This window comes from Plantibacter sp. VKM Ac-2880, from assembly GCF_015351235.1.
Taxonomy (GTDB): domain Bacteria; phylum Actinomycetota; class Actinomycetes; order Actinomycetales; family Microbacteriaceae; genus Plantibacter.
In genome coordinates, this window is the sequence record NZ_JADKSJ010000002.1 from 199,854 (window position 1) to 222,882 (window position 23,029).

Annotated in this window: 18 protein-coding genes and 1 tRNA gene; 8 read left to right on the forward strand and 11 right to left on the reverse strand. The window is 71.7% G+C overall.

Going from position 1 to position 23,029, the window contains the following annotated elements; translation table 11 throughout:
* Window positions 1-31: 31 nt before the first annotated feature.
* The 6 genes from ITJ57_RS13160 to ITJ57_RS13185 form a co-directional block, all read right to left on the reverse strand.
* A complete protein-coding gene (locus ITJ57_RS13160) occupies window positions 32-1,351 on the reverse strand; it encodes a homoserine dehydrogenase (protein ID WP_194670569.1) in 1,320 nt (439 codons plus the stop codon).
* On the reverse strand, window positions 1,348-2,754 hold the full coding sequence (lysA, locus tag ITJ57_RS13165) for a diaminopimelate decarboxylase (protein WP_194670570.1): 1,407 nt from the start codon (window positions 2,752-2,754) through the stop codon (window positions 1,348-1,350). The genes ITJ57_RS13160 and lysA overlap by 4 nt, the downstream gene beginning before the upstream one ends.
* Window positions 2,755-3,074: 320 nt before the next feature.
* On the reverse strand, window positions 3,075-3,836 hold the full coding sequence (locus ITJ57_RS13170; RefSeq protein ID WP_194670571.1) for a DUF2993 domain-containing protein: 762 nt from the start codon (window positions 3,834-3,836) through the stop codon (window positions 3,075-3,077).
* A gap of 37 nt (window positions 3,837-3,873) precedes the next feature.
* Window positions 3,874-4,458 carry a hypothetical protein gene (locus ITJ57_RS13175; protein WP_194670572.1) on the reverse strand — a complete coding sequence of 195 codons (585 nt, stop codon included), beginning with the start codon at window positions 4,456-4,458 and terminating at the stop codon, window positions 3,874-3,876.
* A 118-nt stretch (window positions 4,459-4,576) separates the two neighbouring features.
* Window positions 4,577-6,247 (reverse strand): arginine--tRNA ligase, encoded by a 1,671-nt coding sequence (locus tag ITJ57_RS13180; RefSeq protein WP_194670573.1) that lies wholly within the window; start codon window positions 6,245-6,247, stop codon window positions 4,577-4,579.
* A gap of 63 nt (window positions 6,248-6,310) precedes the next feature.
* On the reverse strand, window positions 6,311-7,144 hold the full coding sequence (locus tag ITJ57_RS13185) for a transglutaminase family protein (protein WP_194670574.1): 834 nt from the start codon (window positions 7,142-7,144) through the stop codon (window positions 6,311-6,313).
* A gap of 90 nt (window positions 7,145-7,234) precedes the next feature.
* Here ITJ57_RS13185 and ITJ57_RS13190 point away from each other — a divergent pair.
* Both ITJ57_RS13190 and ITJ57_RS13195 read left to right on the forward strand, forming a co-directional pair.
* Window positions 7,235-7,309: transfer RNA gene (locus tag ITJ57_RS13190), tRNA-Arg, on the forward strand.
* A 59-nt stretch (window positions 7,310-7,368) separates the two neighbouring features.
* Window positions 7,369-8,049 carry a 4'-phosphopantetheinyl transferase superfamily protein gene (locus tag ITJ57_RS13195; protein WP_194670575.1) on the forward strand — a complete coding sequence of 227 codons (681 nt, stop codon included), beginning with the start codon at window positions 7,369-7,371 and terminating at the stop codon, window positions 8,047-8,049.
* 7 nt (window positions 8,050-8,056) lie between these two features.
* Here the strand turns inward: ITJ57_RS13195 and ITJ57_RS13200 are convergent, their stop codons facing one another.
* Together ITJ57_RS13200 and ITJ57_RS13205 are read right to left on the reverse strand one after the other, a co-directional pair.
* On the reverse strand, window positions 8,057-9,391 hold the full coding sequence (locus ITJ57_RS13200; protein WP_194670576.1) for a M1 family metallopeptidase: 1,335 nt from the start codon (window positions 9,389-9,391) through the stop codon (window positions 8,057-8,059).
* Window positions 9,391-13,377: a Pls/PosA family non-ribosomal peptide synthetase gene (locus tag ITJ57_RS13205; protein ID WP_194670577.1), complete on the reverse strand. Its 3,987-nt coding sequence runs from the start codon at window positions 13,375-13,377 to the stop codon at window positions 9,391-9,393. The genes ITJ57_RS13200 and ITJ57_RS13205 overlap by 1 nt, the downstream gene beginning before the upstream one ends.
* Window positions 13,378-13,526: 149 nt before the next feature.
* Between ITJ57_RS13205 and ITJ57_RS13210 the strand changes: the two genes are divergently transcribed.
* Window positions 13,527-14,870, forward strand: coding sequence for an aminotransferase class III-fold pyridoxal phosphate-dependent enzyme (locus ITJ57_RS13210; protein WP_194670578.1), 1,344 nt, complete (start codon window positions 13,527-13,529; stop codon window positions 14,868-14,870).
* A gap of 21 nt (window positions 14,871-14,891) precedes the next feature.
* Here ITJ57_RS13210 and ITJ57_RS13215 read toward each other — a convergent pair whose 3' ends face one another.
* On the reverse strand, window positions 14,892-15,722 hold the full coding sequence (locus tag ITJ57_RS13215) for a DUF3097 domain-containing protein (RefSeq protein ID WP_194670579.1): 831 nt from the start codon (window positions 15,720-15,722) through the stop codon (window positions 14,892-14,894).
* Window positions 15,723-15,794: 72 nt separating this feature from the next.
* Window positions 15,795-16,541, reverse strand: a complete 747-nt coding sequence (locus tag ITJ57_RS13220; RefSeq protein ID WP_194670580.1) for a gamma-glutamyl-gamma-aminobutyrate hydrolase family protein — start codon at window positions 16,539-16,541, stop codon at window positions 15,795-15,797.
* Between the two features lie 248 nt (window positions 16,542-16,789).
* Here ITJ57_RS13220 and ITJ57_RS19680 point away from each other — a divergent pair, with 248 nt between their 5' ends.
* The 5 genes from ITJ57_RS19680 to ITJ57_RS13245 all read left to right on the forward strand — a co-directional run bounded on the left by ITJ57_RS19680 (window position 16,790) and on the right by ITJ57_RS13245 (window position 22,495).
* Complete coding sequence (locus ITJ57_RS19680) at window positions 16,790-18,880, forward strand: TPM domain-containing protein (protein ID WP_194670581.1); 2,091 nt, start codon at window positions 16,790-16,792, stop codon at window positions 18,878-18,880.
* Window positions 18,881-18,956: 76 nt separating this feature from the next.
* Entirely contained in the window at window positions 18,957-19,730 is a 774-nt protein-coding gene (locus ITJ57_RS13230) for a PspA/IM30 family protein (RefSeq protein WP_194670582.1), read from the forward strand.
* A gap of 85 nt (window positions 19,731-19,815) precedes the next feature.
* The gene (locus ITJ57_RS13235) at window positions 19,816-20,676 is read left to right on the forward strand and encodes an arginase family protein (protein WP_194670583.1); all 861 of its coding nucleotides are present in this window, start codon (window positions 19,816-19,818) and stop codon (window positions 20,674-20,676) included.
* The gene (locus ITJ57_RS13240; protein ID WP_194670584.1) at window positions 20,673-22,091 is read left to right on the forward strand and encodes an NAD(P)/FAD-dependent oxidoreductase; all 1,419 of its coding nucleotides are present in this window, start codon (window positions 20,673-20,675) and stop codon (window positions 22,089-22,091) included. The genes ITJ57_RS13235 and ITJ57_RS13240 overlap by 4 nt, the downstream gene beginning before the upstream one ends.
* Entirely contained in the window at window positions 22,088-22,495 is a 408-nt protein-coding gene (locus ITJ57_RS13245; RefSeq protein ID WP_194670585.1) for a Fe-S oxidoreductase, read from the forward strand. The genes ITJ57_RS13240 and ITJ57_RS13245 overlap by 4 nt, the downstream gene beginning before the upstream one ends.
* Window positions 22,496-22,521: 26 nt before the next feature.
* On the opposite strand, the gene ITJ57_RS13250 is transcribed toward ITJ57_RS13245, so the two are convergent.
* Window positions 22,522-22,977, reverse strand: a complete 456-nt coding sequence (locus ITJ57_RS13250) for an SIP domain-containing protein (protein ID WP_194670586.1) — start codon at window positions 22,975-22,977, stop codon at window positions 22,522-22,524.
* Between the last annotated feature and the right edge of the window lie 52 nt (window positions 22,978-23,029).

Genomic DNA, 23,029 nt, shown 5'->3' on the forward strand with positions numbered 1-23,029 from the left:
CGACGCGGTCGGGGGTCGTGCTGCTCGGCACCTACTCGGCTCCTTCGACCCGGAGCACGGACACGACCCGCTCGACATGGGCGTTCGAGGCGAGCTGCTCGACGGTGGCCGCGAGAGCCGATTCGAGCGCCCGGTGGGTGCCGATGACCAGGGTAGCGGTCGACAGCGTGCCGTCCGAGGAGGCCACGGACTGCTGGAACGTCTCGACCGAGACGCCACCGTCACTGAGGATCCCGGCGACGGACGCGAGGACACCCGGCTCGTCGGCGACCTCGAGGGTCACCTGGTACCGGGTGGTGACGCGACCGATGTCGAGCACGGGCAGGTCCGCGTGGGTCGACTCGCCCACACCCGGTCCGCCGGCGACGTGTCGCCTCGCCGCCGAGACGAGGTCGCCGAGCACCGCGGAGGCGGTCTCCTTGCCGCCGGCGCCGGCGCCGTAGAACATGAGGCTGCCGGCGTTCTCGGCCTCGACGAACACGGCGTTGTTCCCACCGTGCACGGCGGCGAGCGGGTGCTCGCGCCCGATGAGCGCGGGGTAGACGCGGGCCGACAGACCCTCCTCGCCCGTGGTCTCGTCGACGATCCGCTCGGCGATCGCGAGCAGCTTGATGACGTAGCCCTCACTCCGTGCGAGGTCGACCTGCGCCTTGGTGATGCCCGAGATCCCCTCGCGGTGGACGGCTTCGACGGGCACGGTGGTGTGGAAGGCGAGACTGGCGAGGATGGTCGCCTTCTGCGCGGCGTCATACCCCTCGACGTCGAGGGTCGGGTCGGCTTCGAGGTAGCCGAGCTCGCTCGCTACGGCGGCCGCCGCCTCCATGGTGTCGCCGAAGCGGTCCATCCGGTCGAGCATGTAGTTGGTGCTGCCGTTCACGATGCCGAGCACCCGGTTGATGCGGTCGCCGGCGAGGCTCTCGCGCAGCGGGCGGATGATCGGGATCGCCGCCGCCACCGCCGCCTCGTAGTAGAGCTGCGCGCCGACCTGCTCGGCGGCGTCGAAGAGTTCGGGACCGTGGGTCGCGAGCAGCGCCTTGTTGGCGGTGACGATGTCGGCCCCGGCGTTGATCGCCTGCAGGATGTGGCTCCGCGCCGGCTCGATGCCGCCGATGAGCTCGATGACGATGTCGGCGCTCAGGATGAGCTGTTCGGCATCCGTCGTGTAGAGCTCCCGGGGTAGCTCGACGTCCCGCGGGGCGTCGACGTCACGCACGGCGATGCCGATGAGTTCGAGGCTCGCACCGGCTCGGGACGCCAGCTCGTCGGCGTGCTCGAGCAAGAGACGCGCCACCTGCGAGCCCACCGAGCCGGCGCCCAGCAGAGCCACTTTCAATCCGCGGTATTCGATCATTCCGTGTCCAATCCCGCATCGCGGCTGAGGAGGTCGTGTTCGGTCTCGCCACGCACGATGATGCGGGCCTCACCGCCTGAGACGGCGACGACGGCCGGGCGACCGAGGTAGTTGTAGTTGCTCGCCAAGGACCAGCAGTAGGCGCCCGTCGCCGGGACGGCCAGGAGGTCGCCGTCGCGCACGTCGGCGGGCAGATAGTCGGCGTTCACCACGATGTCCCCCGACTCGCAGTGCTTGCCGGCGACGCGGACGAGCGCAGCGCCCGCCTCGCTCACCCGGTCGGCGATGCGGGCGGTGTACTCCGCGCCGTACAGCGAGGGGCGCGCGTTGTCGCTCATGCCGCCGTCGACGCTGACGTAGCGGCGGACCGCCGTCTCACCCTCGTCGTTCCACGCGACCGTCACGTCCTTGATCGTGCCGACCTCGTACAGCGTGATGCCGGGACCGCCGATGATGGCGCGACCCGGTTCGAATGCGAGCTTCGGGATCGGGACGCCGTGGAGCTCGGCCGCGGTCCGCACACCGGCGAGGATGTCCGCGGCGAGCTGCTCGATCGGCGTGGGGTCGTCCGCACTCGTGTAGGCGATGCCGAAACCGCCCCCGAGGTTCAACTCGGGCACGGGGCCGGTCTCGAGCAGGCGTGCGTGCACGGCGAGGAGTCGGGCAGCGGACTCGGCGAAGCCGTCCGACCCGAAGATCTGCGAGCCGATGTGGCAGTGGAGCCCGAGGAAGTCGAGCGAGGCGTACGAGCGGATTCGCGCCACGGCGTCGGCCGCGTCCTCAAGGGGCAGTCCGAACTTCTGGTCCTCGTGCGCCGTCGCCAGGTACTCGTGCGTGTGGGCGTGGACGCCGCTGTTGACCCGCAGCCGGACGGACTGGACGCGGCCCGCACGCTCCGCCGCCGCAGCGACCCGCTCGATCTCGACCAGGCTGTCGAGCACGATGCCACCGATCCCGACGCCGACGGCGCGCTCGATCTCGGCGACGGACTTGTTGTTGCCGTGGAAGCCCAGCCGGCCGGGGTCGGCCCCGGCAGCGAGGGCGACAGCGAGCTCTCCCCCGCTGCAGATGTCGATGCGGAGGCCCTCCGCCGTCATCCAGCGGGCGACCTCGGAGGACAGGAACGCCTTCCCGGCGTAGTAGACGGCGACGCTCGTCCCGTGCGCGGCGGCCTCACGTTCGAAGGCCTCGCGCAGGCGACGCGCCCTGGCCCGGGCGTCGTCCTCATCGACGACGTAGAGCGGGGTCCCGAAGCGTCGACGGAGGGTGTGCACGTCGACGCCGCCGACGTGCAGGACGCCGTCGGCGTCGCGCTCGGCCGAGGCCGGCCACACGGCGGGGTCGAGGGCATTCGGGTCGGCCGGCTCGGCGAGCCAGTCTGGGGCGAGGGGGTTTCTGGCCACGGGGTTGTCCTGAGTCCTGGTGAGCGGAAGAGGAGGTTCTCGTTGGGCGAGCGGACCCGGTTTGGCCCCTGAAGCACCGATTTGGAGAGCACCGATGAAGGTGGGTGCGCGCGGCCCGGGCGGGTGTCCCGGTCGACCGCACCCATCGCCGCCCGGTTGGAACGACTGAGGTGGAACACGAGCCTGGCGGCCCAACGGCACACGTCACCGCCCGGTCGGAGCAGTGGGTGTGGAGAAAGTCTAGCGAGCCGTCGGGGCTCCTGCAGCATCGTGACGTCGCGCCGGTTCGCCGAGGTGGTCGCGAGCCATCGGCGCAGCGCTCACCCGCAGCTGCCGAGGGTCTGCAGGGAGGCCTCGTCGAGGCGGAGCGTCGTCGATGTGAGCGTGGCCGTCGCCACTTGCGGGGTCACCGCGAGCCGGTCGAGGTCGACCCCCTCCGGCAGGTACTGGGCGACACAGATGCTCGGCGGATCACCCTGCAGGAATCCGGTCACGAGGGCTCGCAAGTCGATCACGCCGAAGAGCCCGGTGTCGACGTTCACCGACGTCGGCATGAGGTTCACCCGCTCCGCCGTGGTGGTCGGTGCCACGGAGAAGTCGTACGGGATGGTGAATCCGAGCACGGTCGCCTCACCCGCGTACCCGACCTCGTCGTCCCCCAGGGTGAGCGTGCCGGGAAGCCCGGCGGTCTTGGCGAGCGCAGCGGCTCCGTCCGCGTCGATCCGGATCGTCGCCACCACCCGGCCGATGGTCTGCTTCGGATCGAGCGGGACCGCATCCGCGCTGACCCGGACGTCCAGAGGGATGCCGTCGACACTCGCGCCCGGCGCCCGCAGGTCCACATGCTCGAACGTGCCGGTGAGGTACTGGGCGATGACCGAGGCTCCGCCGATCGACACGGCGACGTCGGCGTCGACGCCGTCGGGCAGGCTCTGCTCGATCTGCGACGCGACGCGATCCTCGGCGACGCCTCGGACGATCGTGTCGGCGATCAGGAACGCGCCGACGAGGACGACGATCACGCCGATCACGACGACGAACGGAACCCAGGGACGCCTGCGCTTGCGAGACGGTGCACTCATGCTCCGAGCGTAGCGAACCGTCACCTCCGGGCAGGCGTCAGCACAGCTGGTCGAGCTCAACCTCCGCCGTGTCCAGCACGCGGCCGCTGAACCGTTCCCACTCGTCCGCCGAGGTCGGGTGGAAGGCCGCCAGGGTATACCCCTCGAGCTCCGTGAGGTTCGCGTCCTCCAGCGATCCCTTCGCGACCACGTCGGCGGAGGTGAACGCCGCCCGGACCGGATCGCCGGGGATGACGAACGCCGGCGCGACCGTCTTGCCGCCCTCGCCGGTGACGACGACCGCTAACGCGTCCGGCAGTTGCAGCGTGCTCGCCCCCACCTCCTGCAGTTCGATCTCGAACGGCGCGCACTGGAATGCCGGCGAGACGATGTTCTGGAGGTAGTCCATCGTGCCGACGCTCCCCGCGTGCAGCCCGTCCGGGAACCGCAGACGGATCGAGACGCCCGAGCCCTCCGCTCCGAACGGCGCGAAGGCCCGGAGGTCGACGGCCGAGGACGGCGACGTGCCACCGGGCGTCGGCGTGCCGGACGCGTCCGGGCCCGGGCCGACGCAGCCGGCGCTCGACAGGACGGCCAGGACCGCCGCGACAGTCAGGATCGGGCGGAGCCTACGAAGATGCATGCTGCCACGGTATCGGAGCGTCCGCCTCCCGCTCGGCACCCGCATCGGCGGACCTGACGCGCGCAGGAACGCCCCCGAGGGACGGTCCTCCGCGCGCCGAAGCCCTGCCGCGGTGACGCTACATGCGCTCCGGAGCGGAGACGCCGAGGAGGGCGAGGCCGTTGCGGATGACGGTGCCGGTGGCGTCGTTCAGCCACAGCCGCGTGCGGTGGAGGTCGGTGACCGGTTCCTCGCCCATCGGGACGACCCGGCAGCTGTCGTACCACTTGTGGTAGAGGCTCGCCGTCTCCTCCAGGTGGCGCGCGACCCGGTGGGGTTCGCGCAGCTGCGCGGCCTGTGCCACGATGCGCGGGAACTCCTGGAGCACACCGAGGAGCGCGGACTCCGTCTCGTGGGCGAGGAGTTCGGGGGCGAACACGCTCCGGTCGACGCCCGCCGAAGCGGCGTTGCGCGCCACCGAGCTCGTCCGGGCGTGCGCGTACTGGACGTAGAACACGGGGTTGTCGTTCGTGCGGCTGCGGAGCTGCTCGGGGTCGAGGGCCAGCGGCGAGTCGGCCGGATAGCGACCGAGCGAGTACCGCAGGGCGTCCGTCCCGATCCAGGCCTGCAGGTCGTCCAGCTCGATGATGTTGCCGGCGCGCTTCGAGAGTCGGGCGCCGTTCACACTGACGAGCTGGCCGATGAGCACCTCGATGTCGCGGTCGGGGTCGTCTCCGGCGGCACCCGCGAGGGCCTTCAGCCGGTGCACGTACCCGTGGTGGTCGGCCCCCAGCAGGTAGACCTTGTGCTGGAAGCCGCGGTCGCCCTTGTTCAGGTAGTACGCCGCGTCCGCCGCGAAGTAGGTGTAGACGCCGTTCGAGCGACGGATCACGCGGTTCTTGTCGTCGCCGAAGTCCGTGGTGCGCACCCAGACGGCACCGTCCTCGTCGAAGACGTGCCCCTGCTCGCGCAGGCGGTCGACGGCCTGGTCGATGAGGCTGGTGCCGTCCGCGTCCGTCGCGTGGAGCGTGCGCTCGCTGAACCAGACGTCGAAGTGGACGTTGAAGCGTTCGAGGGACGCTCGGATCTCCCCGAGCTGGAGGGCGTAGGCACGCTCACGCGCGACCTCACGGGCGTCGGGGCGCTCGAGCAGGTCGGGGATTTCCGCCAGCACGGCCTTCGCGAGGTCGCCGATGTAGGCACCCGGGTAGCCGTTCTCCGGCGTCGGCTCGCCCTTCGCCGCGGCGAGCACCGAGTCGGCGAAGGTGTCCATCTGGTTGCCGGCGTCGTTGATGTAGTACTCGCTGACGAGGGTCGCGCCGGACGCGCCGAGCACGCGGGCCAGGGAGTCGCCGAGGGCGGCCCACCGCGTGTGGCCGATGTGGAGCGGGCCCGTGGGGTTCGCCGAGACGAACTCGATGTTGATGGTCTGGCCCGCGAGGCTGTCGTTGCGCCCGAAGGCGTCGCCCGCGTCGACGATGACCTTCGCGAGCGCACCCGCGGCGGCGGCGTCGAGCCGGACGTTGATGAACCCGGGACCGGCGACCTCGACCGAGGCGACCCCGTCGACCTGGACGAGCGCGTCGGCGAACTCCTGGGCGAGCTCGCGCGGGTTCGCACCCACCCGCTTCGCGAGCTTCATCGCGATGTTGCATGCCCAGTCGCCGTGGTCGCGGTTCTTGGGCCGCTCCAGCACGACGTCGTCGACCGAGACCACGACCTCCTGGTCGATGCCAGCCGCCTCGCGTCGTCGTTCGACGATCGGAACGACGATGGCGTGCAGGGCGGAGGCGAGGTCTTCAGGAGTCACGAGGAGCGATTCTACCCGGGCTCCCGGCGGGAGCGGCACGGGGCCGCCCGCCGGAACGACGCGTCAGGCGAGTACGACCGGCTGTGAGGGATCGTCGGTGGGCAGGACGTCGATCAGCGCGTCGATCCGCATGTCCTCGACCGTGACGTTGCCGTGGTGGTTGCTCAACCAGGCGACGTCCGCCGCATCGCGGCCCGTGGCGATCCGGACGAGTGACTGGCGGGGAGCGAGACCCGTCGCGTCGACCACGTGCCACGCGCCGTCGACGAAGCCTTCGGCGACGGCGTGGAAGTCCATCGGCACGAGGCCTGGGGCGTACACGGCCGCGTACCGCGCCGGGATGTCGAGGGCGCGCAGCATGGCGATCGTCAGGTGCGCGAAGTCCCGGCAGACCCCCTGGCCGGCCGCCAGGGTCGAGACCGCGCTGTCGGAGACGGTCGTGGAACCCGAGACGTAGGAGAGGTGACGGCCGACCCACGCGGCGACCCACGGCAGGATCTGCAGGCCGCCCGACACCGTGCCGTCCTCGTGCAGGCGACGGTGCTCGAGCAGGTATCCGAGCTCGGAGCGCGCGAGCGAGAACAGGGCGTCCGACTCGCAGTAGCGGCTCGGACGGAGGGCGGTCACCGTCTCCAGGGGGTCGACTGCCCGCGGCACCGCCTGCCCGACGACCACCGCCTCGTAGTCGACCTGCAGGCGTCCCGGCTCGGCGATCACCCGGTGGAGCCGGGTGTCGTCGGGGCCGAGGATCTCGGTGACGGCGCACGGGCCGTCTGAGGAGCGCACCTGCAGCCGTTCACTCGCCAACGGGGTACCACCGGCGACAGCGATGGAGAAGATGAGGTCGGCTCGATCGTGCACCCGCAGATCGAGCGACGCGGTCAGGGTGCGCTGCATGTGCCCATCATCCCACGCGGTCACGAGCACTCATCCCGCGTCGCTCCGGTTCCGGCGATGGCCTCGACTCTGGTAGCTTGGACACGTTCCGCCTTCGTAGCTCAGCGGAAGAGCGCTTCCCTCCGGAGGAAGAAGTCGCTGGTTCGAATCCAGTCGAGGGCACCATCTCATCAGGCGAGGCTTCGTCCGCTCACGCGGACGGGTCACTCCGCGATACTGGACGCATGTCGCGTCCGAGCCGTCACCCACAGCCCGCGGTCCGACTCCTCTCCTGGGATCGGGCGGACGAGCTCGACCTCGACGGCACCGCCGGCCGACTCGACGAGGCCGCCAGGGACCGCCTCGAAGCGTCGTCCGAGGCCGAGGCCCGCCGCTTCCTGTTCGGTCGCGCGCTCCTCGTGGACACGGTCGCGAAGACCGTCGGCGCCCGGCGCATCACGGTGACCGCCCACTGCCCGCACTGCGGCCTCGCCCATGGACGCCCGCAGGTGCTCGTCGACGGCGGGACCGTCCACGCGAGCGTCTCGCACACCGACGGCGCCTCGGCGGTCGCGGTGTCGGTCACGCACGCCGTCGGCGTCGACGTCGAACGGCTCGACGCGGCACGGTTCGCCGGCGTCGAGACCGTCGCCCTCTCCCCCACGGAACGGGAACGGTGGCACCGGTTGCCGGAGCAGCGCCGCCTCCGGTCCCTCGCCGAACAGTGGACGGCGAAGGAGGCGGTGACGAAGGCGCTCGGCACCGGACTCGCGACCGATCCGGCCACGATCGACCTCACCGGCCGTGCCGAGTTCACCGGCCACGCCGGAGGGACGGTCGCCGAGATCGGCGGACGTCGCTTCGTCGTCGACCATCCGGTCCTCGCACCGGACACCGTGGTGGCGACGGCCCTCCTGCTCGCCTGACCCGGGCTCAGCGGGCGGGGAACGGCGGCAGCGCCTCGCGGAACAGCCAGGCGTCGATCAGCGACTCGATCGGCTCCGGCGCATGGCGGTCAGCGGTGCGCACGAAGTCCTCGGTCGACACGGTGGCGAACCGGAAGGTCGCCACCCAATCCCGGAGGAGGTCGAAGAAGGCGTCGTCGCCGAGGAGCAGCCGGACGGCGTGGAGCGTGATGGCGCCGCGCTTGTACACGCGGTCGTCGAACATGTCCGCAGGGCCAGGGTCGCCGACGACGATGTCCTGCGGCGCACGACGGAGCGCCGCGTAGTGGGCCCTGGCGCACGCATCCGCCGTCTCGGCGCCCGACTGCTCCGACCACAGCCACTCGGCGTAACAGGCGAACCCCTCATGGAGCCAGATGTCGCGCCAGGCACCGATCGTCAGGCTGTTGCCGAACCACTGGTGCGCGAGCTCATGGGCGATCAACCGTCCGGCGCCACCGACACCGTCGACGTGGTTGCGTCCGAACACGCTCAGCCCCTGCGCTTCGAGCGGGATCTCCAGCTCGTCGTCGGTGACGACCACCCCGTAGCTGTCGAAGGGGTAGGGCCCGAAGGCCTGCTCGAAGCAGGCGAGCATGTCGACCTGCTCGGCGAAGTCGTGGCGGAAGTCGGCGGTGAGGTCGCGCGGGAGGTGTGCGACGACCGGCACGGCTGAGGCCGCCACCCGGGCGTCGACGGTGAGGCGCTGGTAGCGCCCGATCTGCACGGTCGCGAGGTAGGCCGCCATCGGCTCGCGCTGCTCGTAGACCCAGGTCGTCCGACTCGCGCGTGCCGTCCGCGAGACGAGCTCGCCCGGGGCGACGACGGTGTAGGCCGACGCCGCAGTGACACTGATGCGGTAGGACGCCTTGTCGGAAGGGTGGTCGTTGCACGGGAACCAGCTCGATGCACCGCAGGGCTGCGAGGCCACGATCACGCCGTCCTCGAGCTCCTCCCAGCCGATCTCGCCCCAGTGGCTGCGGACCGGACGGGGCGTCCCGGCATAGCGGACGAGGACGGTGAACTCCGCCCCGGTCGCGATCGGTGTCCGCGGGGTGAGGGTCAGTTTGCCCGAGCCGTGCGTGCGTTTCGCGTCGACGCCGTCCACCTGGGCACGGGTGACGCGCAATGCCGCGAGGTCCAGGGAGAAGCGCGTCAGCTCCTCCGTGGCGACTGCGGTCAGCCGTGCCGTCGCGCTCAGGCCGTTGCGATCGATCGCGTAGTCGAGGTCGAGCTCATAGCGGACGACGTGGTAGCCGCGGTTGCCGCTCGTCGGCGTGTAGGGATCGCCTGCGCTCCGCAGGCGGGCGAGCGCCTCCCCCATCAGGACGTGACCTGGGGCTCCCGGTACTCCGCCGTCGTCACCTCGCGCCACGGGCCGATCGGGTTGCCGCTCCATCGGGTGCCGGCGGGGACACGTTCGCCGCGCATCACGAGGGAGGCGGGGCCGACGGTCGCGTCGTCGTCGATCCGGGCTCCGGGGAGGATGACGCTGTGCGGTCCGAGCGTGGCGCCCGCAGCGAGTTCGACCTGATCCATACTCATGATTCGATCATGGAACAGGTGTGTTTGCACAACGCAGCCCCGGTTGACCGTCGCTCCGTCGCCCAGCTCGACCAGGTCGGCCTCCGGAAGCCAGTAGCTCTCGCACCAGACGCCGCGACCGATCCGGGCACCCAGTGACCGCAACCACCAGGTCAGGGCGGGCGTGCCGGTGGCGGGTGCGGCGAACCACGGCGCCGCGACCATCTCGACGAAGGTGTCCGACACCTCGTTGCGCCAGATGAACGACGACCACAGCGGGTGCTCGCCGGCACGGATCGGCCCGACGATGAGCCACTTGGCGACGGTCGTGATGCCGGCCGCGACCGCGCCGGCCGCGAGGAGGACGGCACCGCTGACCGCGACGGCCACGCCGAGGCCCCAGGTGTCGGCGAACCACGCGAGGGTGAGCAGGACGAGCAGGGCGATGGCCGTCGTCACCATGACCGGGACGATGCGACAGACCTCCCAGAGGGAGCGCGCGATGCGGAGCCGCAGCGGCGGTGCGTAGGTGCGGTCGAGATCCGCGTCGGACACCTGCCTGCGGAGTCGCATCGGCGGGCTGCCGAGCCACGACGACCCGGACTTCGCCTTCCGCGGAGCGGCCGACAGCACCGCGACGAGGCCGTTCTTCGGAACGTGCATGCCAGGGCCCGCCATCCCGGAGTTGCCGAGGAATGCGCGCTTCCCGACGGACGCACCCGCGATCCGCATCCACCCGCCACCGAGTTCGTAGGACGCCACCATCGTGTCGTCCGCGAGGAACGCGCCGTCACCCACGGTCGTCATGCGTGGCAGGAGGAGGACCGTCGACGCCTCGACGTTCTTCCCGACCTTCGCTCCGAGCAGACGCAGCCACACCGGCGTGAAGAGGCTGGCGTAGATGGGGAAGAGCAGGGTGCGGGCGGCGTCGAGCAGGCGCTCCGTGGCCCACACCTGCCAGCCGACCCGGCTGCGCACCGGGAAGTACCCCTCCCGCAGGCCGATGCCGAGCAGGCGGACCAGACCGATGGTGCTGATCGCGAGGACGAGGAACCACACGATCGTCGCGACCGGCACCCAGAGGAGCGCGCGCCAGGAGAATTCGACGAGGGACCCGGCACCGGCGGCTCCGGCCGCCACGACCGAGGCCGCGAGCACGAAGGCGAGGAACGGCAGCACCGAGAGGAGCGCCGAGCCGACACCGTACGCGAACAGCCAACGCCGCCGCCTGGGTGGACGCTCGGTCGGCCAGACGGGCTTCGCCTTGCCGACGCGGACGGCGGGCGAACCGGACCACAGGTGACCGGACGGCACCCGACCGAACACCGACGACCCCGGCGCGATCTCGGCGCGCTTGCCGATGCGCGTCCCGGCGAGCAGCGTGCTGCGAGCGCCGACCGTGCTCTCCGCGCCGATGTGGACGTGGCCGAGTCGGAGCGTGTCGCCGTCGACCCAGTACCCGCGGAGGTCGACCTCGGGCTCGATGGACGCACGAGCCCCCACGGTCAGGAAGCCGGTGACGGGCGGGACACTGTGCAGGTCGGCGTCGGGGCCGATCTTCGCTCCCAAGGCCCGTGCGTATTGCGAGATCCAGGGGGCGCCGGCGAGGCTCACCGCACCGACCGTGTCGGCGACGCGTTCGGCGAGCCAGAGCCGGACGTGCACCGAGCCGCCGCGTGGGTAGTCGCCAGGGCGCACGCCGGCGAGCAGCAGCCTGGAGGCGACGACCGAGATAGCCATCCGCCCGATGGGGGTGACGACGAGGAGGAATCCGAGCGCGATCCACCACCACGAGACCATCGGCAGGTAGGGCACGTCGGCCACGAGGCCGAGCACGCGGCTGCCGGCGAGGAGGTACACGAGCCACCGGAGGCCCACGAGGATGAGCAGCGGGATCCCGAGCAGGGTCTGCGCCCACTGGGTCCTGAGTGGGGTGGGGCGGACGGGGGCGGCCGCAGCGGCGCGGGTGCGACGCTCGGGGCGACGGCCGTCGAGTTCCGCGGCCATGGCGCCGAGTCTCGGGTGGCCGTAGATGTCGGCGACGGTGAACTCCGCGTCCCTCGTGCGGATGAGCGAGACCAGCTGCGCGGCGGCCAGGCTGCCGCCGCCGAGGCTGAAGAAGTTGTCGCCCTCCGCCGTGACCCGGACGCCGAGCACGGCCGTCCACTGTTCGGCGAGCCAGGCCGCCGTGCCCGACAGGGTCGAGGCGTCCTCACCGTCGGTCCCGCCGAGCGGCCACGGCAGTGCCGACCGGTCGACCTTGCCCGAGGTGCGCGTGGGCAGCTCGGACACGACCGCCAGCAGGGGTACGAGCGGCGCGGGCAACTGCTCGCGAAGGACACCCAGCGCGTCGTCCAGGGAGAAGGCGTCGCCGTCGGGGACCGCGAGATACCCCACGAGGACCGGGTTGCCGGCCGCGGTGCGCTGGACGGCCGCGGCGGCTCCCGAGACCCCGGGCAGTGCCTGCAGGGCGGCCTCGATCTCGCCGAGCTCGACGCGACGGCCGCCGATCTTGACCTGGTCGTCCGCGCGTCCCTGGAAGACGAGCCCGGCGGCCTCGAAGCGGACGAGGTCGCCGCTGCGGTAGGCCCGGTGCCACCCGAGGCTCGGCATGGGCGCGTACCGTTCGGCGTCCTTGACGGGGTCGAGGTACCTGGCGAGACCGACGCCGCCGATGATGAGCTCACCGACGCCGCCCTCCTCCACCGGTACCCCGTCCGCGTCGACCACGGCGAGGTCCCAACCGTCGAGCGGGAGACCGATCCGCACCGGTTGTTCGCCGGTGAGGAGCGCCGCGCAGGCGACGACCGTGGCCTCGGTCGGGCCGTACGTGTTCCAGACCTCGCGTCCGTCGACGGCGAGTCGGGCGGCGAGCTCCGGCGGGCAGGCCTCGCCGCCGAAGATGAGCATGCGGATGTTCTCGAGCGACTCCGCCGGCCACATGGCCGCGAGCGTCGGCACCGTGGACACCACGGTGATGCCCTTCGCGGTGAGCCAGGGACCGAGGTCCATGCCACTGCGGACGAGCGACCGCGGTGCGGGGACGAGGCAGGCACCGTGGCCCCAGGCGAGCCACATCTCCTCGCACGAGGCGTCGAAGGCCACGGAGAGGCCTGCGAGCACGCGGTCGCCCGGGCCGAGGGGCTCGGCCTGCAGGAAGAGTCGGGCCTCGGCGTCGACGAACGCCGCGGCGGACCGGTGGGAGACGGCGACGCCCTTCGGTGTCCCCGTCGATCCCGAGGTGAAGATGATCCAGGAGTCGTCGTCGAGCCGGGGAGCCTCGAGGATCGGGATCGCCCGGGTCGCCGGGTGCGGTGTCCCCTCGGTGGCGAGCCGGACCGGTTCGCCCGCGGTCTCGGTCGGCGCTGCGAGACGTCGGAAGACGCCTCCGTCCTCGAGGACCCCGACCACGGCCGCCTCGCCGAACACCAGCCGGGCGCGTTCCTCCGGGTCGTCGGCGTCGACCGGCACGTACGCGGCTCCCGCGAACAGGATGCCGAGGATGCCGAGGTACAGCTCGCGCGAGCCGGATGCGATCCGCACCCCGACCCGGTCGCCACGGCGGACACCGGTGGCGAGCAGGGCTGCCGCGAGGCGTTCGGCGCTCACGATGAGTTCGCGGTAGCTGAGCGCGCCCGCCGCGTCCTCGAGCGCGGAGGCCTCGGGGTGCGCCGCGGCGACGGCACGCAGGACGTCGATCAGGGTGCGTTCGGCGGGCGCACGTCCGCCGCCGAGCAGCGTCGGCTGCCGCTCTGCAAGCAGGGCGGTGGTGGTCTCAGCGTCCATGCGCGATCCTCTGTCGTCCGGCCATCAGCGCCGCCAACGCTAGGGAGCGCAGGTGGACGGCCGGTGAACCCCAGTCAACCGCGAGGTGTCGCGGGCGCGACGGCGACGCACCGCACGCCCGGGGGAAGCTCGCCGGACTCGCGCCTACCATGGCCTGCATGACCATCGAATACTCCGTGCCCCAGGAACGTCAGCTCGTGACCGCCATCCCCGGTCCCCGATCGCTCGCCCTCACGGAACGGCGCCGTTCCGCAGTGTCGCGCGGCGCGGGCAACCTCGCCCCGGTCTGGATGGACCACGGCTCCGGCGGCATCCTCGTGGACGTCGACGGCAACCGCATCATCGACCTCGGCACCGGCATCGGCGTCACGACCATCGGCCACGCCAACCCGGACGTCGCCGCGGCAGCCGCCGAACAGGCCACGAAGCTCACGCACACGCTCTTCACGGTGACTCCGTACGAGAACTACCTGCGGGTGGCGGAGAAGCTCGCCGAGATCACCCCGGGCGACTTCGAGAAGCACTCGATCCTCTTGAACTCCGGGGCCGAGGCCGTGGAGAACGCCGTCAAGATCGCGAAGAAGTACACGGGGCGCCGCGCGATCGTCGCGCTCGACCACGCCTTCCACGGCCGGACGAACCTCACCATGGCGATGACCTACCGCCCCGCCCCCGAGCGGCTCGGCTTCGGTCCGTTCCCCGGCGAGATCTACAGCGTCCCGCTGTCCTACCCCTTCCGCGACGGGCTCACCGGCCCTGAGGCCGCCGAGGTGACGATCGACTACATCGAACGGCACATCGGTGCGAGCGAGGTCGCCGGGTTCTTCGCCGAACCGATCCTCGGCGACGGCGGCATCGTGATCCCCGCCCCCGGCTACTTCTCGCGCATCAGCGAGTGGTGCACCGAGAACGGCATCGTGTTCGTCGCCGACGAGATCCAGGCCGGCATCGGTCGGACGGGTGCCTGGTACTCGATCGAGCACCACGGCGTCGTCCCCGACCTCATCACGAGCGCCAAGGGGATCGCCGGCGGCTTCCCGCTCTCGGCGGTCACGGGTCGTGCCGAGATCATGGACTCGGTACAGCCCGGCGGCATCGGTGGCACCTTCGGCGGCAACCCGGTGTCGACCGCCGCGGCGCTCGCCACCTTCGAGGTGATCGAACGGGAAGACCTGCTGGGCGAGGCGCGTCGAGTGGGAGCCACGCTGCAGGCGCTCATGGGCGACTGGGCCGAGCGGTTCGACATCGTCGGCGAGGTCCGGATCATCGGCGCGATGGCCGGTGTCGAACTCGTCGTCCCGGGCACGAAGCAGCCGCACCCCACGGCGCTGCAGACGATCATCGATGCGGCGATCGCCCAGGGCGTGCTCGTCCTCGACGCCGGCTCGTGGGACTCGGTGCTCCGGTTGCTCCCGAGCGCGGTCATCTCCGACGAGCTGCTTCGCGACGCGGTCTCGGTCCTCGAGGACGCGCTGGCACAGGTCACGTCCTAGCGGACCGGCCGGGCGGGCGGCTCAGTCGACGGTGACGAAGTCGATGAGCTGCTCGACCCGGCCGAGCAGCTCGGGCTCGAGGTCGTTGAACGTCCGGACCTGACCGAGGATGCGCTTCCAGGCGCGGGCGATGTCGGCCTGCGTGTCGTGGGGCCAGCCGAAGGCCTGGCAGATGCCCTTCTTCCACTCGATCGACCGCGGGATGGTCGGCCACTCCTGCAGCCCGACCCGCGCAGGCTTCACGGCCTGCCAGACGTCGACGTAGGGGTGGCCGACGATGAGGACGTTCCGGCCGTTCGGCCCGGCCATGACCGCATCGGCGATGCGCTGCTCCTTCGAGCCGCGGACCAGGTGGTCGACGAGCACGCCGACGCGCCGGTCGGGGCCCGGCTGGAACTCGGCGAGCGCCGCGTCGAGGTGGTCGACGCCGGCGAGGTACTCCACGACGACGCCCTCGACGCGGAGGTCGTCGCCCCAGACCCGCTCGACGAGTTCCGCGTCGTGCCGCCCCTCGACGAAGATCCGGCTCGCGCGAGCCACCCGGGCGTTCGTCTCCACGGCGAAGGACCCGGACGCCGTCCGGGCACGACCGGTGGGGGCACGTTTCGGCACGACGAGGACGACCGGTTCCCCCTCGAGGAGGAACCCGGCGCCCATGGGGAACACGCGACGTTTGCCCCGGTAGTCCTCCAGCTCGACCGTCTTCGCCTCGACGCGCGTGATGGCACCGCAGAAGCCGCCGAGCTCCTCGACGACGAGATCGGTCACGGCCTCGACCTCTCGGGCGACCACCCGGTTCTTCTTCCGCCAGTCACCCGCGAGGACGTCCTGGCCATACCTGTCTTCGAACACCCGTCAACGCTACGACAGCGCGGTGCACAACCCAGGAGCGCTCCGGCGTGGCGTCGGGCGACCGGCGATCGGTCAGGCGGCTGCGCGCTCCGCCTCGCGGGCGAGGCCACCGAGCAGCAGCTCGAGCTGGTCGTCGACGGTGCCGGGGTCCTCCGGGTGCCACTGCACGCCCGTGATGGGCAGGGTGTGGTGCTCGATCGCCTCCACGGTGCCGTCGGAGGACCAGGCGACCGCACGGAGTCCGTCGCCGAGCTCGCCGACCGCCTGGTGGTGGGCGCTCTGCACCTGGAGGTGCCGGGCACGCAGCCGGAAGGCGAGGGCGCTCGACGGGTCGAGCTCGACCTCGTGGGGCGTCATGCTCTGATCGACCGGGACGCCGTCATTGCGGTGGGCGCTGTGGGCGCCGAGGTCCTGGACGAGGGTGCCGCCGAGGGCGACGTTGATGATCTGGTGTCCGCGGCAGATGCCGAGGAGCGGCGTCCCGCGTTCGGCGGCGCGTCGCGCCACGGCGAGCTGTGCGCGGTCGGCCTCCGGGAAGTGCTGTCCCTCGGCGCGGTAGCCGGTGGCTCCCCCGTAGTGGATGGGGTCGATGTCGGCTCCGCCCATGAGGACGACGGCCGAGGCACCGTCGGTCGCGGCGAGGAGGGCCTCGGTGCCGAGGTCCTCCGCGGCCCACCGCGTCACCCGCCACCCGGCCCGTTCGGCCGCCGCGATGGTGCGACCGAGGAGGATCTGCACGTACTCGTGGTACGCCTGGTCGTCCTCGCGGAACCTCGTGACCTCGACGAGCGCCAGCATGGGTGAGACGTGTCCTTGCATGATGCTCCTTCCAGGGGTTCCGCGACGGGGACGCCACCAGTCTCGTCGCGCCGATCCGCGGACGCGACCGGAGGCGTCACGGTCGGTAACAGAGTGACGACGTCCGAGGTGTCGGCGCCGCATAGCACAGCTCGCAGCCGGCTCCCCCGCCCACAGGCACCGGTAGAGAAGTGCTGGTCCCGGACCTAGACTCGGACCCGAGCCGCGGGGTGGGGCTCGACGGGTCCGAACGAGTGACGAGGTGGCCGATGCGGGTTCGCTGGGCGGTATCGATCTGGGCGTTCTGCCTGGCCATGCTCCTCGGCGCGGGGGCGACCGCAGCCTGGGCGGAGAGCCCCGTGGACCTCGGAGCCGGACGCGTCTCGGACAGCGCCGGCGTCCTGAACGCAGCCCAGGTCTCCGAGATCACGGCCGCGGTCGACGACCTCTCCTCCGAGCACGGCGTCGACCTCTGGGTCGTGTACGTCCCGACCTTCACGGATCCGAGCGACGCCGAGGGGTGGGCGAACAGGACCGCCGAGGACAACAACCTCGCACCGAACCAGTACCTCCTGGCCATCGCGACGGAGGGTCGCGCCTACTACCTCTCCGGTGACTCCAGCGGTCCGGTCAGCGGCGACCAGCTCACCGAGATCGAGCAGCAGCGCATCCTGCCGCAGCTGCGTGACGAGGACTGGGCCGGTGCCGGCGTCGCGGCCGCCCAGGGCCTCGGCTCCGCAGTGGGCGGCGGGTCCACCGGCTCCTCGGGGACCGACGGTGGCGGCTCGGCCGGATGGCTGACCATCCTGCTGATCGTCGTCGTGGCGGTCGTGGCCGTCGTCCTCCTGGTCGTCTTCCTCCGCCGGCGGCGCGGCTCGTCTGGTCAGGGCCCGGCTGTGACCGGGCGAGCGGGCGCGCCGGTCGATCCGCTGACGACCACACCGATCCCGGAGCTCGAGCGACTTGCCGGAAGCGCCCTCGTGCAGACCGACGACGCCGTCCGCACGAGCGAGGAGGAACTCGGCTTCGCGACCGCCTCCTACGGCGAGCAGGCCACGGCGGCGTTCACCGCAGCCCTCGCCGGAGCGAAGGAGCAGCTCACGCAGGCGTTCGCGCTGCGGCAGCGGCTCGACGACGCCGAACCGGACACCGAGCAGCAGCAGCGCGACTGGAACATCGAGATCATCCGACGCTGCGAACACGCGAACCACGTTCTCGACGAACAGGCCGCGTCCTTCGACGAACTCCGCGCCCTCGAGCGGAACGCGCCGGCGGCCGTCGAGGAGCTCCGAGCGAGGACGGCCGCCGCGGAACCCGCGGTGCAGACGGCTCGCGAGACGGTGACCGCCCTGCAGGCGAGGTACACGCCCGACGCGCTCATCACGGTCATCGACAACCCGTCGGAGGCGGCCGAGCGCCTCACCTTCGCCTCCGCGGCCGTCGCCGACGCTGCGGCCAGGCTCGCCGCCGGCGATTCGGGCGAGGCTGCCGTCGGCATCCGCGCCGCGGAGGAGGCGCTCGACCAGAGCACGCAACTGACGGGCGCAGTCAAGCGCCTGCAGGCGGATCTGATGGCCGCCGAGCAGCAGGTGGCCGCTCGGCTCGCCGAACTCGACGGCGACGTCGCCGCCGCGGCCGGCCAGACGGATCCGACCGGGAGCCTCGCGGCGGCCGTCGCGAGCACGTCCGCCACGGTCGCCCAGGTGCGGACCGCGCTCGGCGCGCCAAACAACCCGATCGCCCTGCTCGCCCGGCTGGACGCCGCCAACGCCCAGATCGACGGGGCCCTGCAAGGGGTCCGCACCGCGGCCGAGCAGCGGCGGCGCGCGGTCGCCGCGCTCGGCCAGACCCTGCAGACTGCGCAGGCGCAGGTGTCCGCCGCGGAGGACTTCGTCGTGTCCCGACGCGGCGCCGTCGGGCCGGAGGCGAGGACCCGTCTCGCCGAAGCCGGACGCAGCCTCGTGCAGGCGCAGGGCCTCGCCCCGACCGACCCGACGCAGGCCCTCTCCCTCGCCCAGCGTGCCATCACGCTCGCCGGCCAGGCCGTGCAGCTCGCCCAGGCCGATCTCGGACAATTCCAGAACCAGTCGGCCGGCGGCCTCGACGGGATGTTCGGCGGCGGCGGTCAGGGCGGCGGCAACGGCATGCTCGGCGCCGTGCTCGGCGGCATCCTCATCAACTCCGTCCTCGGCGGGGGCGGCGGTTCGCGCTCCGGGGGCGGCATGTTCGGCGGGGGCGGCGGCGGCAGCCGGTCACGCAGTGGCGGCGGCATGTTCGGCGGCGGCGGCGGTCGCTCACGCAGCGCCGGCAGCTTCGGCGGCGGAGGCACCCGCTCGAGGCGCGGCGGTGGCCGATTCTGACCCCGCGCAGCCATCAGATCCCAGTGTCCGAGACGAACCCAACCGATCCAGCAGGACCAGAGAGAGGAACCACACCATGGCAGAGAAGCAGTCCATCTTCGGACGCATCGCCCAGCTGACCAAGGCCAACATCAACGCGCTGCTCGACTCCGCCGAGGACCCGCAGAAGATGCTCGACCAGATGGTCCGCGACTACACGAACTCCATCGCCGACGCCGAGAGCGCGATCGCCGAGACCATCGGCAACCTCCGCCTCCTCGAACAGGACCACCAGCAGGACGTCGAAGCGGCCTCGGAGTGGGGCACCAAGGCGCTGGCCGCCAGCCGGAAGGCCGACGAGTACCGGCAGGCCGGCAATACCGCCGACGCGGACAAGTTCGACAACCTCGCGAAGATCGCCCTCCAGCGCCAGATCGGCGCGGAGAACGAGGCCAAGCAGGCCGAGCCGCAGCTCGCGTCGCAGACGAAGGTCGTCGAGCAGCTGAAGAACGGCCTCAACGGCATGAAGTCGAAGCTCGAGCAGCTGAAGACGAAGCGCAGCGAGCTCGTCGCCCGCGCGAAGACCGCCGAAGCCCAGCGCAAGGTCGCGGACGCGGTCGGAAGCATCGACATCATGGACCCGACGAGCGACCTGAGTCGCTACGAAGACAAGATCCGTCGCGAGGAGGCGAAGGTGCTCGGTCAGCAGGAGCTCGCCGCCTCGAGCCTCGACGCGCAGTTCAACGACCTCGAGGACCTCGGCGAGCTGACCGAGGTCGAGGCCCGCTTGGCCGCGCTGAAGAGCGGCGCGCCGTCGTCGCCCGCGATCGAGTCCTCGGGCCCCGAGTTCACGCCGAACGCCGGTCGGTAACGACGACCCGACGGGTCCCCGGGGCGACCCGGGGCCCGTCGCCATCGCCCCACGCACCGCCGCACCACCCCCAGGAAGGCATCGCATGACGCAGTTCGTCGTCGTCCCCCAGTGGCAGGGCTCCGGTTCGTCCAGGGCCATGCAGTTGATCGATGGAGCCGAAGCGATCCGCGGAGACCTGCCGGTCGCGGCGACCACGCTCGTCCACGTCCCGGCCGAGGCCGGCGAAGCCCTCGACACCGGCATCCGGCGCGCCAGTTCGCTGGCGACGACCGCCGGTCTGCAGCGGCAGGCGCTCGCGGGGATCGACGAGCCGGTCATCACCATCGGCGGGGACTGCGGCGTCGAACTCGCCTCCGTCGGCGAAGCCCTCCGGCGCGACCCCGGGATCGCGGTGGTCTGGTTCGATGCGCACGGCGACCTCAACACCCCGCTCAGCTCGCCCTCCGGCGCGTTCAGCGGCATGGTCACGCGGGCGCTCACGGGCGAAGGCGCGGCGATGCTGTTACCGGAGGCACCGCTCGACCCCGAGCGGCTGGTCCTCGTCGGCGTGCGCGACCTCGACGACGGTGAGCTCGCGCACATCGAAGAGCGCGGCATCCCGATGGTCTCCTCGGTGATGACGAGCGCGGCCGAGGTCGTCGCGGCCGTCGAGGCGACGGGCGCGGAGCGGGTCTACCTCCACGTGGACGTCGACGTCCTCGACCCCTCCGTCATCGCCGGCGTCAGCTCGGCCGTCCCGTTCGGCCTGGAGCTCGGCACCCTGATGGAGTGCATCACCGCCCTCCGCGCCCGCTTCGGCTTCGCCGGTGCCGGCGTCACCGGCTTCTCCCCGGCCACCCCCGAGGCCGCGTCCGACGACCTCGGCACCATCCTCCGCATCATCGGCGCGGTCAGCCGCGACCCGAACCCGAACCGCACCAACCCGACAGGAGTCACCCCATGAGCCGAACCGTCGATCTCGTCGTCATCGGAGCCGGACCCGTCGGCGAGAACGTCGCCGACTACGCCCACCGCGGCGGGCTCAGCGTGGTCGTCGTCGAGAGCGAACTGGTCGGCGGCGAGTGCTCCTACTGGGCGTGTATGCCCTCGAAGGCGCTCATCCGCTCGGGGGCGGCCCTCCGAGCCGCGAAGCGCACCGGTGGGTCCATCCCCGAGGACACCGCACTCGACCCGCTGAAGGTCCTCGCGCGCCGCGACTCGTTCACGAGCGACTGGTCGGACGCCGGTCAGGTCGAGTGGCTCGAGGGGGCCGGCCTCGAGCTGGTCCGTGGGCACGGCCGCCTCACTGGTGAGCGCGAGGTCACCGTGACGGCCGCCGACGGCACGACGACCGTGCTCTCGGCGACCCACGCCGTCGCTGTCTGCACGGGATCCGCCGCCCTCCTCCCCGACATCGCGGGACTGGCCGAGGTGCGCCCCTGGACGAGCCGTGAGGCGACCAGCGTGCAGGCCCTGCCGAGCTCCGTCGCGTTCCTCGGGGGCGGGGTCGTGGCCGTCGAACTCGCGACCGCCTACCGCTCGCTGGGTGTCGACGTCACCCTCGTCGCGCGCCGCGGTCTGCTTGGCGCAAACGAACCCTTCGCCGGGGAGCTCGTCGAATCGTCCCTCCGGGAGCTCGGGGTGACGATCGTGCACGCCTCCCCCACCGCCGTGTCGCGGGCTGCCGACGGCGGCGCCGTGACGCTCGACTTCGACGACCACGACGCCGTGACCGCCGACGAACTCGTCGTGGCCACCGGACGGACGCCGCGGACGGACGATCTCGGACTCGAGACCGTGGGGCTGGAACCGGGCGCGTGGATCGACGTCGACGACCAGCTCCGCGTGCCGGGCAGCGACTGGCTGTACGCCGTCGGCGACGTGAACCACCGGGCGCTCCTGACGCACCAGGGCAAGTACCAAGCACGTGCGGCGGGGGCGGTCATCGCCGCGCGGGCGAACGGCGAGGACGTCGATCCCAGCCCGTGGAGCGACCACGCTGCGACCGCGGACCACCGCGCCGTGCCGCAGGTCGTCTTCTCCGAGCCAGAGGTCGCCGCCGTCGGGCTGACGGCCAAGCAGGCCGAGCAGGCGGGGATCGACCACCGGGTCGTCGACTACGACCTCGGTGGCATCGCAGGCTCGAGCCTCCACGCCGACGGCTACACCGGGCAGGCGAGGATGGTCGTCGACGAGGAGCGCGGCGTGATCGTCGGGATGACCTTCGTGGGCCAGGACGTGGCCGAACTCGTCCATGCGGCGACCATCGCCGTCGTGGGCGAGGTGCCGCTGCACCGGCTCTGGCACGCCGTGCCGTCCTACCCGACGATGAGCGAGATCTGGTTGCGGCTCCTCGAGACCTACCGGAGCGGTGCATGACCGATCGGCCGGGAGACGCGGCGCTGAGCAGGCGGTCAGGAGGACCGTGGCTCGACTCGCCCGTGAGCCGCATCGGGTACTGGTACGCCACGCTCACCGGCCTCGTGTGGGGCGCGATCTGGAGCACCGGTCCCGTGGAACGACGAGGCGGGATGATCGTCTTCCGCGGCATGCCCTCGTGGACCTTCGGGCGCGGCGGATCCTGCGTCGGTGGGGTGTACCTCACGGACCGGAACGTGTCGACGCGCGTCCTGGAGCACGAGGCGGTGCACAAGCGTCAGTGGCAGCGCTACGGGATGCTCTTCCCGCTCATGTACGGCATCGCCGGGCGTGACCCGTTGCGGAACCGGTTCGAGATCGAAGCCGGCCTCGAGGCCGGCGGATACCTGCCGAAGCGTCGCTGAGCCACGCGTCGTCACGGCGGAGCCGGTCAGTGCGAGGCGCGCTCCTCCGAGCGGCGACGCAGGCGTGCGTCCATGCCGGCCAGGGTCATGCGGAGGTCGTTCCGGAGTCCCGCGAGGTGCTCCGTCTCGCCGCCGATCCACACGTGGTACTCGGCCGAGTCATGACCCTCGACGTCGAGCATCTCGCTCGCCCAGGCCCGGGTGGCGCGCGCAGCCGCCTGGCCACGGGCGCACCTCGCGCCGGTTCCCGGCTCACCGGAACGGGCCGCGCGGACGAGCCAGGTCACGACGACGCGGCCGGGTGACTGCAGGGTGGTGATGGACGCGGCGTCGTCGACCTCGACGAACACCTGGCCACGGGCGCAGATCGGCAGGAGGGCGAGCACCTCGGACAGCTCTCCGATCGACGACTCGTCGCCCGCCAGCAGCACGTGCCGCGCGTCGGCGACGGCGAATTCCGCCGGATCCTCGAAATAACTCACGCGATCAGTATAGGCATGCCTAAGCTCACTTCCGACCCGTCCCAGGTGGATT

Bases quoted from the DNA above. Each gene is read 5' to 3' on its own strand.
- ITJ57_RS13210 (WP_194670578.1), top strand. From the start codon at position 13,527: ATGGCCTGCATGACCATCGAATACTCCGTGCCCCAGGAACGTCAGCTC.
- ITJ57_RS19680 (WP_194670581.1), top strand. From the start codon at position 16,790: ATGCGGGTTCGCTGGGCGGTATCGATCTGGGCGTTCTGCCTGGCCATG.
- ITJ57_RS13220 (WP_194670580.1), bottom strand. From the start codon at position 16,541: ATGCAAGGACACGTCTCACCCATGCTGGCGCTCGTCGAGGTCACGAGG.
- ITJ57_RS13185 (WP_194670574.1), bottom strand. From the start codon at position 7,144: ATGCAGCGCACCCTGACCGCGTCGCTCGATCTGCGGGTGCACGATCGA.
- ITJ57_RS13235 (WP_194670583.1), top strand. From the start codon at position 19,816: ATGACGCAGTTCGTCGTCGTCCCCCAGTGGCAGGGCTCCGGTTCGTCC.
- ITJ57_RS13160 (WP_194670569.1), bottom strand. From the start codon at position 1,351: ATGATCGAATACCGCGGATTGAAAGTGGCTCTGCTGGGCGCCGGCTCG.
- ITJ57_RS13245 (WP_194670585.1), top strand. From the start codon at position 22,088: ATGACCGATCGGCCGGGAGACGCGGCGCTGAGCAGGCGGTCAGGAGGA.
- ITJ57_RS13200 (WP_194670576.1), bottom strand. From the start codon at position 9,391: ATGGGGGAGGCGCTCGCCCGCCTGCGGAGCGCAGGCGATCCCTACACG.
- ITJ57_RS13175 (WP_194670572.1), bottom strand. From the start codon at position 4,458: ATGCATCTTCGTAGGCTCCGCCCGATCCTGACTGTCGCGGCGGTCCTG.
- ITJ57_RS13205 (WP_194670577.1), bottom strand. From the start codon at position 13,377: ATGGACGCTGAGACCACCACCGCCCTGCTTGCAGAGCGGCAGCCGACG.
- ITJ57_RS13240 (WP_194670584.1), top strand. From the start codon at position 20,673: ATGAGCCGAACCGTCGATCTCGTCGTCATCGGAGCCGGACCCGTCGGC.
- ITJ57_RS13230 (WP_194670582.1), top strand. From the start codon at position 18,957: ATGGCAGAGAAGCAGTCCATCTTCGGACGCATCGCCCAGCTGACCAAG.
- ITJ57_RS13195 (WP_194670575.1), top strand. From the start codon at position 7,369: ATGTCGCGTCCGAGCCGTCACCCACAGCCCGCGGTCCGACTCCTCTCC.
- ITJ57_RS13170 (WP_194670571.1), bottom strand. From the start codon at position 3,836: ATGAGTGCACCGTCTCGCAAGCGCAGGCGTCCCTGGGTTCCGTTCGTC.